Annotated in this window: 11 protein-coding genes; 9 read left to right on the plus strand and 2 right to left on the minus strand. The window is 47.9% G+C overall.

What is annotated here, in order from left to right; translation table 11 throughout:
• Positions 1 to 85: 85 nt before the first annotated feature.
• Positions 86 to 1,828 (plus strand): glycoside hydrolase family 35 protein, encoded by a 1,743-nt coding sequence (locus tag PBN151_RS24335; protein WP_370510452.1) that lies wholly within the window; start codon positions 86 to 88, stop codon positions 1,826 to 1,828.
• Positions 1,829 to 1,940: 112 nt separating this feature from the next.
• On the opposite strand, the gene PBN151_RS24340 is transcribed toward PBN151_RS24335, so the two are convergent.
• Positions 1,941 to 3,008, minus strand: coding sequence for an alpha/beta hydrolase (locus tag PBN151_RS24340; RefSeq protein WP_072731055.1), 1,068 nt, complete (start codon positions 3,006 to 3,008; stop codon positions 1,941 to 1,943).
• 586 nt (positions 3,009 to 3,594) lie between these two features.
• On the opposite strand from PBN151_RS24340, the gene asnB reads away from it, so the two are divergent.
• A complete protein-coding gene (gene asnB / locus PBN151_RS24345; protein ID WP_021256184.1) occupies positions 3,595 to 5,445 on the plus strand; it encodes an asparagine synthase (glutamine-hydrolyzing) in 1,851 nt (616 codons plus the stop codon).
• A gap of 281 nt (positions 5,446 to 5,726) precedes the next feature.
• On the plus strand, positions 5,727 to 6,809 hold the full coding sequence (locus PBN151_RS24350; RefSeq protein WP_072731056.1) for a cohesin domain-containing protein: 1,083 nt from the start codon (positions 5,727 to 5,729) through the stop codon (positions 6,807 to 6,809).
• A 115-nt stretch (positions 6,810 to 6,924) separates the two neighbouring features.
• Here the strand turns inward: PBN151_RS24350 and PBN151_RS24355 are convergent, their stop codons facing one another.
• The gene (locus PBN151_RS24355) at positions 6,925 to 8,547 is read right to left on the minus strand and encodes an MDR family MFS transporter (protein WP_072731057.1); all 1,623 of its coding nucleotides are present in this window, start codon (positions 8,545 to 8,547) and stop codon (positions 6,925 to 6,927) included.
• Positions 8,548 to 8,783: 236 nt separating this feature from the next.
• On the opposite strand from PBN151_RS24355, the gene PBN151_RS24360 reads away from it, so the two are divergent.
• The 6 genes from PBN151_RS24360 to PBN151_RS24385 all read left to right on the plus strand — a co-directional run bounded on the left by PBN151_RS24360 (position 8,784) and on the right by PBN151_RS24385 (position 17,491).
• A complete protein-coding gene (locus PBN151_RS24360) occupies positions 8,784 to 9,710 on the plus strand; it encodes a TetR/AcrR family transcriptional regulator (RefSeq protein ID WP_021256182.1) in 927 nt (308 codons plus the stop codon).
• On the plus strand, positions 9,695 to 10,432 hold the full coding sequence (locus tag PBN151_RS24365; protein WP_072731058.1) for an energy-coupling factor transporter transmembrane component T family protein: 738 nt from the start codon (positions 9,695 to 9,697) through the stop codon (positions 10,430 to 10,432). The genes PBN151_RS24360 and PBN151_RS24365 overlap by 16 nt, the downstream gene beginning before the upstream one ends.
• A gap of 144 nt (positions 10,433 to 10,576) precedes the next feature.
• Positions 10,577 to 11,197, plus strand: coding sequence for an ECF transporter S component (locus tag PBN151_RS24370; RefSeq protein ID WP_139295418.1), 621 nt, complete (start codon positions 10,577 to 10,579; stop codon positions 11,195 to 11,197).
• Positions 11,198 to 11,230: 33 nt separating this feature from the next.
• Positions 11,231 to 12,922: an ATP-binding cassette domain-containing protein gene (locus PBN151_RS24375; protein WP_072731059.1), complete on the plus strand. Its 1,692-nt coding sequence runs from the start codon at positions 11,231 to 11,233 to the stop codon at positions 12,920 to 12,922.
• 54 nt (positions 12,923 to 12,976) lie between these two features.
• Positions 12,977 to 14,512 (plus strand): MDR family MFS transporter, encoded by a 1,536-nt coding sequence (locus PBN151_RS24380; protein ID WP_072731060.1) that lies wholly within the window; start codon positions 12,977 to 12,979, stop codon positions 14,510 to 14,512.
• A gap of 237 nt (positions 14,513 to 14,749) precedes the next feature.
• Entirely contained in the window at positions 14,750 to 17,491 is a 2,742-nt protein-coding gene (locus tag PBN151_RS24385) for a putative bifunctional diguanylate cyclase/phosphodiesterase (RefSeq protein ID WP_072731061.1), read from the plus strand.
• Positions 17,492 to 17,521 lie beyond the last annotated feature (30 nt).

Consider the following 17,521-nt stretch of genomic DNA (forward strand, 5'->3'; position numbering starts at 1 on the left):
AATACATGTTCATTTGCGGCGAAATTGATATGATGGAGATTAAGTGCTTCACAATAAACGGTATAAGGCAGGAGGAGAATAAATCTTGACAACGCTTTCATATGGAAGTCAGCAATTTATGCTTCAAGGCAAGCCTACACTGCTTATTTCTGGTGCTGTTCATTATTTCCGCATTGTGCCTGAATACTGGACAGATCGGCTTCGCAAGGTGAAAGCGATGGGCTGCAACTGCGTAGAGACATATATTGCTTGGAACGTGCATGAGCCGCGAGAAGGTCAGTTCAACTTCAAAGGAATGGCTGACATTGCGGAGTTTGTCCGCATTGCAGAGCGCGAAGGTCTGTACGTTATTGTGCGCCCAAGCCCTTACATATGTGCGGAATGGGAGTTCGGGGGGCTGCCGGCTTGGCTGCTGAAGGAAGATATGCGGCTGCGCTGCAGTGATCCTAGATTCCTAGAGAAGGTATCCGCATACTATGATGCCCTTCTCCCGCAATTGAAGCCGTTGCTTGCGACAGCAGGGGGGCCAATTATTGCCGTGCAAATTGAAAACGAGTATGGCAGCTATGGCAATGATCAGGCTTACTTGCAAGCTTTGCGCGGCATGTTGGTAGAACGTGGCATCGATGTCCTATTATTCACTTCAGATGGTCCTAGTGATGATATGCTGCAGGGTGGGATGGCCGATGGCGTGCTCGCGACCGTCAACTTTGGTTCGAGACCGAAGGATGCGTTTGACAAGCTGAAACAGTATCAGTCAGATGCGCCGCTTATGTGTATGGAGTATTGGAACGGTTGGTTCGATCACTGGTTCGAAGAGCATCATACGCGCAGCGCAGAAGATGCAGCGCAGGTGCTGGATGAGATGCTGGGAATGGGCGCATCGGTGAACTTCTATATGCTGCATGGGGGTACGAACTTCGGATTTGGCAGTGGAGCTAATCACGGGGGACGCTTCAAGCCAACGGTAACCAGCTATGACTATGATAGTGCGATTAGTGAAGCAGGAGATATTACACCGAAGTATCGGTTATTCCGAGAGGTAATCGGTAAGTATGTACCGCTGCCTGAAGGTGACCTGCCTGAGAATACGCCTAAGACAGCGTACGGTGAAGTCACAGTGAACCGAGCTGTGAAGCTGTTCGATACGCTTGCGTCTATGACGGATGTGAAGATGAGTATATGCCCGGAGCCAATGGAAATGTATGATCAGAATAATGGCTTTATCTTGTACTCCACTCAAGTGTCTGGTCCACGCACAGAATGCACGCTTACGATTCAGGATGTTCACGATCGTGCTCATGTATTCTTGGATCAGAAGCTAATCGGCATAGTGGAGCGCTGGGATCCCCAGAAGCTGGCGGTGACGATTCCAGAGGGTGGAGCGCGGCTTGATATTTTTGTAGAAAATATGGGGCGTGTCAACTATGGATCAGAGCTGTATGATCGCAAAGGGATTACGCATGGCGTTCGATTGAATGGGCAATTTCTGTTCCATTGGGAAGTGCGCAGTTTGGAGTTGGAGAATCTGAATGGCTTGCAATTCAAAACAGCTGATTCTGGGTTGGAGGGAGAGCAGCCGGCATTCTACGAGGCTACGCTATCGATTCAAGAGCAGCCGCAGGATACATTTCTTCGCTTGGATGGATGGAAGAAGGGTGTAGTGTTCGTAAATGGCTTCAATCTTGGACGTTACTGGGAAGTTGGTCCGCAGCAGACACTCTATGTTCCAGCACCGATACTCCGCCAAGGAGAAAACCAAATTGTCGTATTTGAGCTGCACACACCGGGGGACAAGCTTACTTTTGAAGCGGTTCCGTCCTTATAATGCCATATGTAGATTGTCGGAAATACAGAGCAGCCTTTCTTCTTCCGAGAAGGGCTGCTCACTTATTTTGCTTCACAACAAGGTTAATTATGCCTAAGTCGATCAAAGTTAATCAAATGACCGGAAGCATGTTGTCGGCTTCAGCAGGAATGAGATCAGGGATAAGATCGATTCCGGGTTCCAGTACGGAACTAGGTTCTTCTACCACTTCGACTGTATCTTGAACGGCATCGGACAATGGTTCTGCCACTTCTTCATGATTTGGAGATCCAACGGTTGTCTGTATGAACGTTGTTACTCCTTGCCGGTAGCGTTCTTGATCAACGGAATAAGCGGTACCATGCCCGGCTCCCTCAATGAGGATCAATGAAGATGTATCATGCTTCGCTTCATGCAGTTGCTCACTCATCCATGTCGGCACGAAACGATCCTCCTTGCCATGAATGAATAAGACGGGGAGGGGGCACGTCTTCATAATTCGTAATGGGCTTACTTGCTCCATGCGGAATCCAGCCTTTCGCAGAAGCAATCGATTAATGAGTGCCATAGTAGGCCATGCAGGCATTTGATTCAGCTTCGTTACTTGATAATGAATGAGCTGTGTCAAATCGGAGTAGGGGCAGTCAGCCACAATGAATTGCACCTGTGGCCTGCGGATTGCTGCGTATTCGAGCACGGTTCCCCCACCAAGCGATTGACCATGCAATCCAATGATGCAATCCTTCCCCTTCCGTTCAACAATCCAGTCCACCCACATTTGCACATCGTATTTTTCTTTGTAGCCAAAGGTTGTGTACTTGCCTTCACTCTGACCATGCCTGCGCTGATCAATAAGTAGTACATTAAAGCCTTGCTCGGTGAACATATCCATAAATTGAGCTGACCAAGGAAGAGCTCCTGTATAGCCGTGAACAATTAGCGCAATCCGGCGTGAATTCGGAAATTTCTCCATATAATAGCCGTGCAGCTTAATGCCATCATGGCTTCGGATAGTGACTTCTTCTTTGCGGCAAGCTTCAAATTGTTCACGAGTAAAGACCCCTTGCTGTTCAAGCATCTCCAGACAGCGCTCGTAGGTGGAACATTTGGAGCGCGTCATATAGTGAACAGCATAATGGGGAATGAGCCAAGCAGACAGTAACAAAAAGATAATAATGCCAAATGCAATCGGTGTCAGCATTGCTGTCAGACCTCCAATCACGTATACATTAGTCAAGCATGTTGTCCGCGGATACGGATTAGGATGTGCAGATTGATGTCGATTTAACCGGACTCCAAGCAACCGTCGCAAGTAATGCTTCCAGTACTGAAGCATTGACCAAATAGCTAAGGAAAGATTCGTGTCATGGCTGAACGGGTAATGGGCTTATCAATATAGACTATGACCATATAAACCTGTATGTGAAGTGGTATGAATTGCAAGAGCAGGATGGATTGGATTTCGGAGCCATTGTCCGTTACAATGGAACGGGGTAAGAGAAAGAACGAACTCGAGGGTCGAATAACATTCCGAAGTGGAATTATATACATAAGAAAGCTTGAACAATGCAGCAATACAAATGACTGCAAGCTGATTATTCGTACTTTCATGAACATTACACACAGAAATGCCGCTGATTTAGCTGCAAGCCTGTGTCACATTTCGTCAAAAACGTTTATAATGATTGCATAGACAAGCCCCGCCTCTGCGGGGTGTTGCCTTGTTCTGAGCGGGAACTGAGTACGTTCTACGCCATATGCAACGAGCGAAAGGATTTGGAACAATTATGTGTGGCATTGCTGGTATATATCATTTTCATGATCAACAACCCTCTGAACAAGTAGTACGCTCGATGATGGACTTAATCCACCATCGCGGACCGAATGACGCGAAGCTGTGGATTGGCGATCGTGTTGGACTAGGCTTCCGCCGTCTGTCCATTATCGACGTCGCAGTTGGAGCGCAGCCGCTCAGCAACGAGGATGATTCGATTTGGATTATTTTCAACGGGGAGATATACAATTATCAAGAGCTGCGTGAAGATTTGATCCATCGCGGGCACCAATTCAAGACACATACGGATACAGAAGTAATTATTCATCTGTACGAAGAGCATGGTTCGAAGTGTGTGCATCATCTTCGCGGTATGTTTGGCTTCGCCATCTGGGATCGCAACAAGCAGGAGCTGTTTATTGCGCGTGACCATTTCGGGATTAAGCCTGTATATTATTATCAAAATGACGAGATGTTCGTCTTTGGTTCGGAAATTAAAAGCTTGCTGGCGGTTCCAGGTGTTCAACGCCAAGTGAACATGAACAGCTTCTATAATTATTTAACATTCCAATACGTACCTGATCCGAACACGATGTATCAAGGGATTCATAAGCTGCCACCTGCGCACTCTATCACAATCCCGTTCGGCGGGAAGCCGATCATTGAGAAGTATTGGGATCCAATGTTCGAGCCTGTTGATCGTCCATTGACACAAATTATCGAGGAAATTCGCGATGTCATGCGCGACTCCGTAGAGCACCATCTTCATAGTGAAGTGGAACGCGGCTGTTTCCTCTCCAGTGGGATTGACTCGACGATTACATCTACTTTGATGCGTTCGATGGAACCGATTAAGACATTTAGTGTCGGCTTCGAAGGTGCGAACAATGAGACGATTATTGCTCGGGATACGGCTAGACAGCTGGATACGGAGCATTATGATCGCATGATTACACAGGAGATGTACTTCGACGCAGTACCGCGGGCGATCTGGCACTTGGACGAGCCAGTAGCGGATCCATCCGCGATTGCTTTGTATGAGGTTGCTCGCTTAGCGAAAGAGCATGTCACAGTCGTATTGTCAGGTGAGGGCGCGGATGAATTGTTCGGTGGATACCGCATATATCGCGAACCGCATTCCCTTCGTTATCTGTCATGGATGCCTGAAGGCATGCAGCGTGCGATGCACAAGATGGTGCAGTCCGTTCCGTTCAACTTCTATGGCAAGAACTACTTGCTTCGTGGAACGACGCCGCTTGAAGAACGATTCCTCGGCAACGCGAACATTATGACAGATGATGCGAAGGTAGAACTGCTGCGTGCGACACAGTCCGAGATTGCTGACTTCACGAAGCCGTTTGATATCGCACGCACCTATTATGACCGTACACGCCACCTGGATCCTGTATCGCGGATGCAGTATATCGATATGAATCTGTGGATGCCTGGCGACATCCTGATGAAGGCGGATAAGCTGACGATGGCGCATTCGCTTGAACTGCGCGTTCCGTTCTTGGATCGCAAAGTATTCGACGTGGCCCGCAGCATCCCAGCCCATTACCGCATTGCAGACGGTACGACGAAATATGCGCTTCGCAAAGCGATGCAGGGCATTATCCCAGATTCGGTATTGAACCGTCCGAAGCTTGGCTTCCCGGTACCAATGCGCGACTGGCTGCGCACGGAACGTGCAAACATCATGTGGGAAGAGCTGTCCGCAAGCGGTATTGACCACCTCGTCAATTTGACGGCTGTTGAAGATATGTTCCGCCGTCACAAGAATGGACAAGGAGACTACTCCCGCAAGATTTGGACATTGCATGTGTTCGCCCTCTGGCACCGCACATACATGAAACAGCAATAAAATAGTGGATTTAGATAAGCAGCTCCTGTTAAGCAGGGGCTGTTTTTTTGCGTCCAGTTGAAACTGGGAAAATGCAGGATATTGTAATTCCGATTAGGCAGCATGCATCACATCTCATCTCATGAAACCAACTAATAAGCTCATTAATGAAGAACGCGATTATTATCGAAAAAGGGAGAATTTTGAACGTTAGCTGACAGGTTTAACAAAACTTGTTTGGGATTATTTTCATATCCCCATTACAATCAGAGTGAATCTATAAAAATTGGAGGTTATGAACCATGCGCAATAAGTTTGTCCCGTCTATAATCATGGGACTCGTATTCCTATTAGTATTTTCAGTCTCGACAGCATTTGGAGCAAGCAGCATAGGTGATCCATCCTATAATCCAGACTACGGCTGGAAGCGTTACACCCAGTATTCTTCCGAAATTATGTATAGCGGAAATTGGTGGAATAGTGGTAATGCGAAACAAACCAGCTCCAGAAGCGCTTCAGTAAAGTTCAACTTTGTCGGCAGCTCGGTTCGCCTCATCGCACAAAATTATGGATATGGCTCCTATGATATATCCGATAACATTACAGTTATTGTTGATAAAAAACCTTACACCACGATTTCAATGAGAAATATTCCTTCTGATTACTACAATCCACGTCTGGCTTATGAATTGACAGGATTATCGAATAGCGAGCACAGTATTGAATTTATCAACCAGACCGACAAGCTTATGTTCGTCAGCGCCGTGGATGTACCATCTGACGGGCAATTGCGCCCATACAATCCAGACGCCGTGTATACACCGAAAGTTAGTGTAACTTCTGTGACGTATACAGTGTACTTGAATCAAACGTTTGACGTCCAAATTAAGCTGGATAATGTCAAAAATATTTATGCAGAAGATGTCAGCTTAACCTATGACAAAACGCGGTTCGAGCTCGTTGATGCATACGCTGATAATAAGCTGATGATCGTCCATCAGAAGGACTCCGATGTGCTCCGCTTCATTACAGCAAGTAAGGGGCGCTATAACGGTATTAATGGCAGCAGTGTATTGTTAAATTTGAAGTTCAGAGCTACTAATTTAGGACGCGGCAAGGTTGATGTTGTAAAAGCAGTTGTTGCGGATAACGGACAGAATGAAGTAAATGTAGCTCGCGAGAACATGAACTCTTGGACGTTCACGGTGGTAGGAAGCCCTGAGTTCAGCTTGAAGCATATCGGTAAGCTTGCCTATCACTATCAAGAGGACAAGTCGGTATTGCCAAGCAATATTCAAAATGTCGTGGGCGACAACGGTCCAATCGAGCAGGTTGACCTGAAGCAACTGGTCAAATCAGTGTTGTCCAACCCTTTGTATAACTAGTATCCAAACGGCAACAAACGTTGTATCAAAATGCTAAAAAAGCAGCGAGCCTATTCCACGAAGGGAACGGCTTGCTGCTTTTCCTTTGTTGCATCTATTCGCCGGTTGGCGAGAATTAATTCGAAGAAGCTTGTGGCTGTGTCATTGTATCGTCAGAGCCCTCGCCTGGCTTGCGCTTCTGCATTGCCTCACGGGAAATGCGTCCGTTGCCGATCAGCAATGCAACGAAGATACCGACCACGATGAAGCCGAGACCTGTCAAGAAGACAGTGGAGAAGGAAGCAGACCAAGCATCCTTGATCGTATTCAACACGTTCACTTTCAAGTCCTCAGGAAGCTGTTTCAGCAAATCGCTGTTAATCAGCAACTGATACAGCGTATTGGAATCTGTACCGGTCTTGCTCAGAACGGCTTGCGTTCCTGGATCAGCACTAGCAGTTGCATTCGCAATATTTGTTGCAATGACGCTGTTCATAATAACGTTGAACAAGGTTGCCCCGATCGTCGATCCGATAGAACGGAAGAACGTCGTAGCGGAAGTGACTGTACCCAGCTTTTCGCGTGGAAATGCATTCTGTACAACCAGCGTAATAATTGGCATAACCATACCGATACCAAAGCCAAGTACAACCATGAACGAATAAGCTATCCAAGTTGAAGTGCTGACACCCATTGTACTCATGAGCCAGAAACCGATGGACGTAATGATCATGCCCATCGTCATAACCGCACGATAACGCATGCGCAGAACCAGCTGTCCAGCCAAGATGCTTGCAATAATCAAGGCAATCATCATTGGTGTCATCGTAGAGCCTGCTTGTGTCGGTGTTACGCCAAGCACCCCTTGCATGAACATTGGCACGAACATAATGGCACCGAACATGCCAAGACCAACGAGGAAGCCGAGTGCTACAGATACGTTGAAGATACGGCTTTTGAAGAGTGACATATCAATAATTGGTTCTGCTGCTCTGCGCTCAACGAAGACAAACAGAACGAAGAGCACCAATGCACCAGCAAACACGAGAATGCTTGTTGGAGAATCCCATGCATACTTGTTATGGTCGAGCGACAGCCCAAGCAGCAATAAGACGATACCCGGGATAAGAGTGAAAATTCCGAGCCAGTCGATCGAGATTTTTTTGCTCTTGTCTCGAGGCTCATCAATTGATTTCATGCCAATAAAGATTAAGATCGTTGACAATAAACCGAACGGAACATTAATAAGGAAAATCCAGTGCCAGCTGATATTATCAACAATAAATCCGCCAAAGAACGGACCGATGACGGAACTAAGACCGAAGATGGCCCCGAATACCCCTTGCCACTTGGCGCGTTCCTGCGGACTGAACATCATTCCAATAATCGTCTGGGACATCGGCATCAGCATACCGCCGCCGATACCTTGGATCGCCCGGTAAATAATTAACTGCTCCATATTCACTGCCGTTGCGCATAAGCCTGAACCAACAACGAAGATAAGCCATCCAGTCAGGTAGATGAATCGGCTTCCGAACAAATCCGCTAATTTCCCGGCAAGCGGGATGACTGCTGTAGAGCAGATCATATAAGCGGTTGTTACCCAAGCGAAGATGGCAAACCCATTGAGATCCTTAATTATCGTTGGCATGGCCGTGCCGACGATCGTCTGTTCCAGGGAACTGAAGAACATCCCCATAATCAGACCGAATAGTACCATATTGCGGCGAGATGCCGTATGGTCTTTCACTGTGGCCATTTATTAATCACCTTTCTTTCATGCTCGTTTATATGTTGTGTGAACGACTGACCTTCGGGTCAAAAAATAGCATGTTGATACTATAATCCCGATTGACCGCGAAGTCAATTGTTTTGGAACTAAAATATTTTTCATAATATTATGTTTGTGGTATGGTAGGAATAACGTAACAAACGATGCTGACTAGGCGGTCAAAAAGGGCTGAACCGAAAGTCATGACATACGGAGGACGGAACATGGAAGAGAAAAAACGTCTCATCATGGAAACAGCGCTCTCGCTGTTCGCTGAAAAGGGTTATCATGAAACCTCGATTCAAGAAATTGCAGAACGTATCGGAATTGCCAAGGGCTCAGTCTATTCCTTCTTTCGTTCGAAGGAAGAAATATTGTTCACAATATTCGACCATTATCATCAAATGATGTATGAATTAGCGCGGGATACACTCGCTGACAATTTGCCGGCTCGCCAGAAGCTGAACAAGCTCATTCACATTTCTCTGGAGCAGTTCGGCAGATTCAAGTTGTTCCTTACCCTGCAGCGCAAGGAAGCACACCTATATAAGAAGCGGGAAATTCGAGATATGGTTTTCGATTTCCGTGCAAAGCGCTTCTTTACCTTCCGCCAAGTGGTAGCTGAAGTTTACGGTCAGGAAGCAGAGCCTTATTGGATGGACTTAGCGACAATTATTAGTGGTATGACCATTGAGTTCATGAGTTATGCGACATTTGACCGGAAAAATGTGGACTTCGATCAAGTGTGCACCTTTATTGTAAATGTTCTGGATGCGACTGCAGAGTCACTTGTTCGCAAGCATGCCGAGCCTGTACTTACCATGGCGCTTATGAATGATTTTATGCGTTCCGGACACGTAAGCATGTCCAACTCGCAGCAACAATTGCTGGATCAAGTGTGGCTGCTGAAGGATGCAGTGATGAGTGCGCCGTTCAGCTTGAAGCAGCGTGAGGAAGCGGAGCAAGCGTACACAGCTCTAGAGTCGGAGATATTAAGGGGAAGCGGCAAAACGGTTAATGCGAGAGCAATGGCATTGTTCCTCTGCTCGATGCCGGACGATCCAATTGAGCAGGCGGCCAAGCGTATTCTAACCTTGCTGGAGCACACTTGCGAGTCAGAAGGGGATGAACGAACATGCAAGCGTGGCTGAACAGAATTGATCCGATCACGAAGGGGATATGGCTGTTCGGCACCGGTCTTGCCGTTATGATTAGCATGAAGCTAAATTGGCAGCTTGGCTGGTTCTTATCCCTGCTTATCATCGGAGTGACAGGCGCGGGGTGGTCAGGTGCGCGATGGAGAACGGTGCTCATTCTGCTGCTTGGCTTCGCTCTGCCGCTCTTTCTATTCCAGTGCCTAGTCCTGCCGGGTACCAAGATTCGGCTTACGATTCTCGGATTGAATCTGACCGAGGAAGCGTGCCGTACTTCACTCACGCTGACGCTGCGTGCATTGACGCTGTTCCTGTCGTCATTGCTATACGCTACGACTACAGAGCCGCGTGATGTTGTCACGGCGTTGTCCCATCATCTAAGGCTGCCGAATCGCTTCGCGTTCGCCGTTGCTATCGCGCTGCGCTTCGTCCCTCTTCTCGCTGAAGAAGCGCGCAATATTCGTGAGGCACAGCGGATGCGTCAGCTTACCGCGCCGCAGGGGATTGGTGAGCGAATGCGTCTAGCGGGGCAATACGTCGCTGCGGTTACGTCCAGTGCGATGCGCCGCGTTCAAAATGTAGCGACAGCAATGGAAGTGAAGCAATTTGGGGCGAACGCTGCCCGAACGTCATGGAGAACCTTGCGTTTTACCGTTCTTGGAATCAGCTTTGCGGCTGCGGCCGTAGGAGCAATGACGGCAACAATCCTAATGGGTTAACAAAAATCGTAAACGATAATGATAGATTTTGACTTGCATTTCCATGCCATCCCTTGTAACGTTAATGGTAGTTTATCTGTTGTTGGTTAACATATGCCAGCATCATAACGTTACATAAGTAGAAGAATTGGGGATGAATCATCTATGAGAATGGGAAATGGAACAACTACAATGAACGAATCTCGTTTCTCGCTCGGTTCCCTTACACTAGCGGACTGGGTGCTGATGGCATTGCTTGCAGCTGCAAATGGTGTAATGACGACCGGGTTATCTTGGGTAAATAAGCTGCTGCACTCTGTTGGTGGACCGATGCTAACATCAACGATCGTCGGCTTGTACATGATATATGGTCTGCTTGCGATATATGTTATCCGTAAGCCAGGGGCAGCGTTGGTAACATATTCGCTTGGCGCTTGTGTACAAATCTTAATGGGAAGCGCATATGGTGCTTGGTCTTGTATTGCTGCGGCATTATGCTATGCGGTTGTGATTGAACCGTTGTTTTATGTATTCCGTTACCGTCAATACAATTGGTTCACCATGCTGTTCGTAGGTACAGCAGCAGTACCGCTGTGGTTTGTGGTTTCGGCCTTTATGTTCGGTTATATCCACTATGAGATGTGGGTGCTTATTGCAACCTTAATTATCCGCTGTATAAGCGGGATGCTGCTGTGCGGTGCTCTAACCAAGATGATTGGGGATCGGATTGCTTCTACAAGAGCAATGCGCCCATTCGCACTAGGAAGAGAGTCACGCGGGCAGTAGTATGGTAGTAGTATGGTAGGGGGCCGGTCTAATATGAGAATCCTACAGTCTAAGGAGGTCATGCGCGCTGAGCGTGTGGCCTTTACTTATTTTGGCGAGTCTGAACCAGTATTGCAGCCATGCAGCTTCTGTATCAAGTCTGGATCTGTTGTGCTGCTGGCAGGGGGAAATGGGAGCGGCAAGACAACGCTCCTCAAGCTGATGGCCGGTGCAATGCAGTCGCATGAAGGCCAGCAGCAAGGTGAATTGAGCTGCGGCATGGTGAAGGATGGACAGGCGCCAATCAGGGGCTTCATCCTGCAGGAGGCTAAGGAGCAGTTTGTGATTGGTACGGTTGAGGATGAGTTAGCCTTCGCACCCGAGAATCTTGGCCTGCCGCGAGAGGTCATCCATAGTAGAGTAGAAGAGCAGCTTGATAAGGCTGATTTGCGTCAACTGCGCTTGCGTCAGGTTCAGCAGTTGTCAGGGGGCGAACAGCAACGTACAGCTGTTGCTTCTGTATTGACGATGGAGCCGGATGTGCTGCTTATTGATGACGCGTGGAGTCAGATGGATAAGGAATCTCGACGCCGTCTGTTAGAGCAGCTTCAAGCTTGGCATAGTCAGGGTAGGACGATAGTATTAGCCGCATCGCGCCTAGACGAGCTGTCAGACGAGTGGCAGCATGGCTGGATACAAGATGCACAGCTTCTTCTGTTGCATAATGGGAGAATGGTGTATGATGGAAAGATGCCTGTATATCCCGCAAGGGATGGTTTGAACGGTCTATCCCGTCCGAAGGACGAGCTTCGCTGCTTGGAGCTCTGTTATGAGGTAGGCATTATACCTCCGAAGTGGGAAGGAAACGCTGAGACAACTATTATGTCCATGCAGGTGCCAGTCACTGTAAAACAAGGAAGTGCTAGAGACGATGCTACTGTACGAGCAGAGTGTGCTGGGGGCGAGTGTAGTAGAATACTTGAAGAAGAAGTCCTTCTGCACTTATCGAAGGTGGGCTATCGGTATCATCCTATTGCTCATCGTGATCAGAAGCGTCGGCAGACAGAGGACGCGCTTCATAATGTTACCTTCCAGCTTAAGGCAGGGCGATGTATGTTGCTGACGGGCAAGAACGGGTCGGGGAAGTCAACCTTGTTCCGCCTTATAACCGGCGGCTTGTCGAAGCGCTCCGGCAGCATGGAAGGTGAATGGTGGATTGCAGGCCAATTGGGGCAGAAGCTGCGATCCTGTGAAGTGGCAAGACTTATTGGATTCACAGCACAGCAGCCCGAATCGGGCTTCTTTGCAGCGTCCGTGCAAGAGGAACTGCGAGATGCTCTCCATGCAGCGAATCAATGCGGGCGATTGCGCATAGAAGGACAGTCTTGGGAAGGCCACGCTGTCTACACGCATGAACAGGTGGAACGGGAAGTGGAGTCTCGCTTGCGGCAATATTGTCTATGGGAAGTGAAGCATCTGCATCCGCATGATATGCCAACTGGATTGAAGCGGCTGCTCAGTCTAGCAATTGCTTCCGCGCACGAACCTGAAGTCATTCTGCTGGACGAGCCGACAGCCTCCTTGGATGCGGTACATGCAGCCTTCGTTCGCGACTGGTGTCTGCGCCAAGCGGAACAGGGACGCGCGTTGATTGTTGCCACACATGATCGCATGTGGGAAGAGGTAGAGCACCCGCGATTGATGCATGCTAATATGGATCGGGGCTCACTCCACATCAATCTATAGTGAATCATGAGCTGCGGAAGCTGTACGAGATTTAGGAACGAAGGAAGGGTATTTATGGGGAACGAGGCTTCTATGCAAGCTGGACGAAGCCGCAAGCTTGTCACACTTGCACTGCTATTGTCGACCTTTCTGGCGGCAATCGAAGTAACAGTAGTAAGTACAGCAATGCCGAAGATTGTTGCGGATTTAGGCGGATTATCCTTGATTAGCTGGGTATATGCTGCTTATTTGCTTACTACGGCAATCTCAACACCATTGTTCGGGAAGATGGCTGATTTATATGGCCGTAAGAACATATTTATTATCGGCTCCGCTCTGTTTGTAGGGGGATCGATGTTGTGCGGTCTATCGGGCACTATGACGCAGATGATTATATTCCGTGCTCTTCAAGGAATCGGAGCAGGCGCTGTAATGCCTGTTACCTTCACGATGGTAGCGGATATTTACACATACGAGGAACGGGCCAAGATTCAAGGCTTATTCAGCTCTATTTGGGGAATTGCTGGGTTGGTCGGGCCGTTAGTCGGCGGGTTCTTCGTCGATTCATTATCATGGCACTGGATATTCTACTTCAATGTGCCGTTCGGCATCGTGTCGGTATGGATGATCATGGTGTGCTTCCATGAGAAGGTGGAGCGCAAGGACAAGCCTGTCGACTATGCGGGGGCAGCGACATTCTCCATCGGGATGACCGCATTCTTGTTTGCTATTATTACAGGCGGACAGGGGATCGCGTGGAATTCTCCATGGATGTTCGCACTGTTTGGGACTGCGGCTGTGTTCCTTGTTCTCTTCTTCCGGATCGAAGTGAAGGCAAAGGAACCGATGGTGCCGCTCAAGTTGTTCCGGATTCGCGACATCGGGGTGTCAAACCTTGTCAGCTTCCTCGCAAGTGCGATCGTGATGGGGATCAGCTCCTATATGCCGCTCTGGACACAAGGTGTGCTAGGGCAAAATGCCTCCAGTTCAGGCCTGTCACTGACCCCAATGTCAATTGGCTGGCTGATTGGATCAATTGTAGGCGGCCGTATGCTGATTAAGATAGGGGCACGCGTGACATCGACGCTAGGGATGATATTGATCGTGATCGCTTCCATATGGCTGTCGACGATTTCAGATACAACTCCGCTTATTTTGATCGTAATCATTATGTCATTGTCAGGCCTAGGTTTCGGCCTGTCGTTCACGGTATTTACCGTCATTGTCCAGTCTTCTGTCGATTGGAGCATGAGAGGTGCTTCAACAGCATTGAACACGTTCGTACGGTCGTTGGGGCAGATGCTTGGCATTGCCGCGTTCGGGACATTCTTAAATGCGAGCATTGCATCGATGGTATCTGATGCGGGGCCTGACGTATCCTCGCGTGTCTCGAATGAGGATCTGAGCAAGCTGTTGAATCCAGAAAGTGCAAGCTCGCTGTCGCCTGATTTAATGGGTACACTGCGCTCTTTCCTGGAGTCAGGGCTAGGGCAGGTCTTCCTGATAATGGCTATTATCGCGGTCGCATGCTTAGTAAGTATGTTGTTCATGCCTAAGTCGACAAATTCCGGGGGATCATCCGGTCAGGATGAAGCTTCTCCATCTCATTAAAGACAGGTGCCATGATACTTCTTTACGTAACTTAACCTAAAACACTAGATAATTAGGTCGTTTTTCCGGCAGTAGAAACTGCTTGGGAGGGCGGCCTTTTTCTTATGGGGATTGTTTCTCTTGCAAATAAATCACTCTACATTATCCTGCACAAAAGTAGGAAATTTTGGATTTGTGTCGAAGTATTTCGAAATAAGAGAAATGTACTGCTTCCATCTGTAAAGGAGTCACTCTGCCATGTCACGTACGTTACACCCATTGGCTTCGCTGCGTACAAGTATGCTGTTCGTGATACTGACCGTTCTCACTGCAGTGTTCTCTGTAATTGGACTCGAATTTTCATACGGTGCAGAGTTCATGCTGTGCGGGGCCACTCTGCTCATAATGCTTGTTCTGTATGGTTCGCACTGGGCGGCAATTATGGCGCTTATAGTTGGACTGGGATATTATTTTTCAGGCTACGGTTCGTTTATTTTGCTGCTTATTGGATTGGAAATGATACTGGTTGGATATATGTATGAACGGAAAAGGGGGTTCCTGCTTCTCTGGGACAGTCTGTTCTGGTTCGGAATCGGAGCCCCACTTGCAGCGGTTTTATTTTGTCTGCAGACCAACGAGTACAATGCAGAAGCACTACTTCAATATTTTATGTTCGCAATGAGCGGACTATTGAATGCTCTGATTGCTGATGTGGTCGTTACCTATATGCCATGGAAACGGCTGCTGCCTGATTTGCGAACGAAGTCCGTGTATCTCAATCAGCTTCTGATGCATCTCTCCGTCGCAATCGTGTTCATTCCGTTTCTGCTGAATATGCTGATTGATAGTCGCGATATGCAGCAGGACATCGAGCGGGATTCTTTGGCCAGAATTGAATTGCAAACCGCTCAAATTACAGACGCACTTCTGAAGATGGACAGAAAACAGCGCCAAGGGCTTAATCTCGGATCGATTATGGAGACAGGGAAGCTTCACGATAATTTAAAGCTCCATTCCCAGAATGGCTTATTGAAGTTGGCTGCGTTCAATCATAAGGGCCAATTGGTCGCATCGAGTGATGAGGTGTGGTTCGAAAGCAATGCAGTGTACATGGAAGATACTGTACCTAATAAATCACCTGTTCGCATGGCTGCTCATCATTCACAAATTCGGATGGATGCTTACGGGGTAAAGTCCTCTTTTTCCCGTATTCTGCCCCCTGACAGAAATTATGATTATGGAACAAGAAGGTGGAATGACGGTTATTATGTTTTGGAGGACAAGCTGACCGATCATCCGATCGCTAAGGTTGTTGGCTTTATTCCAATTTCCTATTTTCTACAAACGACGATTGACGTCTATTTGCGCAAGTTCCTAATGTTGTTCATGGTCTGCTTGTTGGCTACCGGGGTATCACTTGCGGTAAGCCGCTTCATTGTTCGCTCTCTTCGTGATTTGGAGGAGGCGACCGCGGGAATGCACCATAAATTGCTGAAGGACAAGACTGTCAAATGGCCTTGCATTCGAATCGGAGAGATTCGTCTACTTGCAATCAATTTCCGGGCAATGAGTGATCGGTTAACGGAAGTATTCAAGGAAATGCTGCGCATGAATGAGAAGCTGCTTGACCAGACGAAAATGCTAGAGCTGTCGGAAGAGAAGCTCCAGCATATTGCTTATTATGATACGCTGACCCAGCTTCCCAATCGGCATTACTTTACGATGAATGTAGAGCGGGCGCTGGAAGATGCGGATAACAAGGTTAGTTCATTGGCGTTAATGTTCATAGATATAGATCGGTTCAAGCATATCAATGATTCGCTCGGCCACAATGTAGGAGATATGCTCCTTGTACAAGTTGCGCAGCGCTTGTCGGATTGTCTATCAAAACTGTCCGGCCGGCATTTGAGCTCTCGTTATGGCGGGGATGAGTTCATCATTATGCTCGAAGACAGCTCAAGAGAGGAAGTGAACGCGGTTGCTAAACGGATTTTGCAGCGGCTGCGTGAGAGCTTCCTTGTACAGGCTCATGAACTATTTGTCTCTGCCAGCATCGGCGTTTCCTTATATCCGGATAACGGATATGCATATACGGATCTGCTCAAGCAAGCAGATACAGCTATGTATGCTGCCAAGGACAGTGGTGGTCATTCAGTAGTTTTCTACGATGAACTGCAGCCGACCTTGCAGCCTGAACGCATGTTTATGGAGACACGTTTGTACAAAGCGCTAGAACGTAGAGAGCTGCTGCTTCACTATCAACCGATCGTAGATGCTTCGGGGAAAGTCACAGCCGCAGAGGTGCTGCTTCGCTGGCTTTCTGGTGATGAAGGGTTTATATCGCCGACACAGTTCATTCCGGTCGCGGAAGAGACTGGACTAATCGTTCCTATTGGGGAATGGGTACTTCGATCTGCATGCATGCAATACCGGATGTGGGCTGATGCAGGGATGCCTGCCTTCCAGCTGGCTGTGAATGTCTCGTTAAGGCAATTGCTTACGAATGACTTCGTCGCGACAATTGATCGAATTATTCGCGAGTGTGAGTTCAATCCGAGTGATTTGATTTTGGAGATAACGGAAGGATACGTTAACAAATCCACCGAGCAGATCAACGAGGTATTGCACAATCTTAAGAAACGAGGAGTTCAGATAGCGATCGATGATTTTGGAACGGGCTATTCCTCGCTGCACCGCCTAAAGACTTTGCCTGCTCATGTGCTTAAAATTGACCGTTCTTTTGTGCGGCATTTGTTTGCGGATAAAGTGAACACTGCAATTGTTCAAGCGGTGATCCGAATGGGAGACAGCATGAATCTTAAAGTGACAGCTGAAGGGGTTGAAACACCTCAGGAGATTGAACAATTGCTCACACTTGGTTGTAGGCAGTTCCAAGGCTATTATATTAGTCCCCCGCTGGCAGCCGATGAATTTGCTGCTAGGTTCCCTGACTTTTCAAGCAAGCTAAGAAGTAATTCAATTGCAGCATATGGAGGTTAATTTGTGAAAGGGAAGGGCTTGCCATTTCGA

The sequence above is a fragment of the Paenibacillus sp. NAIST15-1 genome (assembly GCF_001894745.1).
Classification (GTDB): Bacteria; Bacillota; Bacilli; order Paenibacillales; family Paenibacillaceae; genus Paenibacillus_B; species Paenibacillus_B suaedae.

Excerpts from the sequence above, each read along its gene's own strand:
- PBN151_RS24340 (WP_072731055.1), bottom strand. The coding sequence starts at position 3,008 with ATGCTGACACCGATTGCATTTGGCATTATTATCTTTTTGTTACTGTCT.
- asnB (WP_021256184.1), top strand. The coding sequence starts at position 3,595 with ATGTGTGGCATTGCTGGTATATATCATTTTCATGATCAACAACCCTCT.
- PBN151_RS24350 (WP_072731056.1), top strand. The coding sequence starts at position 5,727 with ATGCGCAATAAGTTTGTCCCGTCTATAATCATGGGACTCGTATTCCTA.
- PBN151_RS24355 (WP_072731057.1), bottom strand. The coding sequence starts at position 8,547 with ATGGCCACAGTGAAAGACCATACGGCATCTCGCCGCAATATGGTACTA.
- PBN151_RS24360 (WP_021256182.1), top strand. The coding sequence starts at position 8,784 with ATGGAAGAGAAAAAACGTCTCATCATGGAAACAGCGCTCTCGCTGTTC.
- PBN151_RS24365 (WP_072731058.1), top strand. The coding sequence starts at position 9,695 with ATGCAAGCGTGGCTGAACAGAATTGATCCGATCACGAAGGGGATATGG.
- PBN151_RS24370 (WP_139295418.1), top strand. The coding sequence starts at position 10,577 with ATGAGAATGGGAAATGGAACAACTACAATGAACGAATCTCGTTTCTCG.
- PBN151_RS24375 (WP_072731059.1), top strand. The coding sequence starts at position 11,231 with ATGAGAATCCTACAGTCTAAGGAGGTCATGCGCGCTGAGCGTGTGGCC.
- PBN151_RS24380 (WP_072731060.1), top strand. The coding sequence starts at position 12,977 with ATGGGGAACGAGGCTTCTATGCAAGCTGGACGAAGCCGCAAGCTTGTC.
- PBN151_RS24385 (WP_072731061.1), top strand. The coding sequence starts at position 14,750 with ATGTCACGTACGTTACACCCATTGGCTTCGCTGCGTACAAGTATGCTG.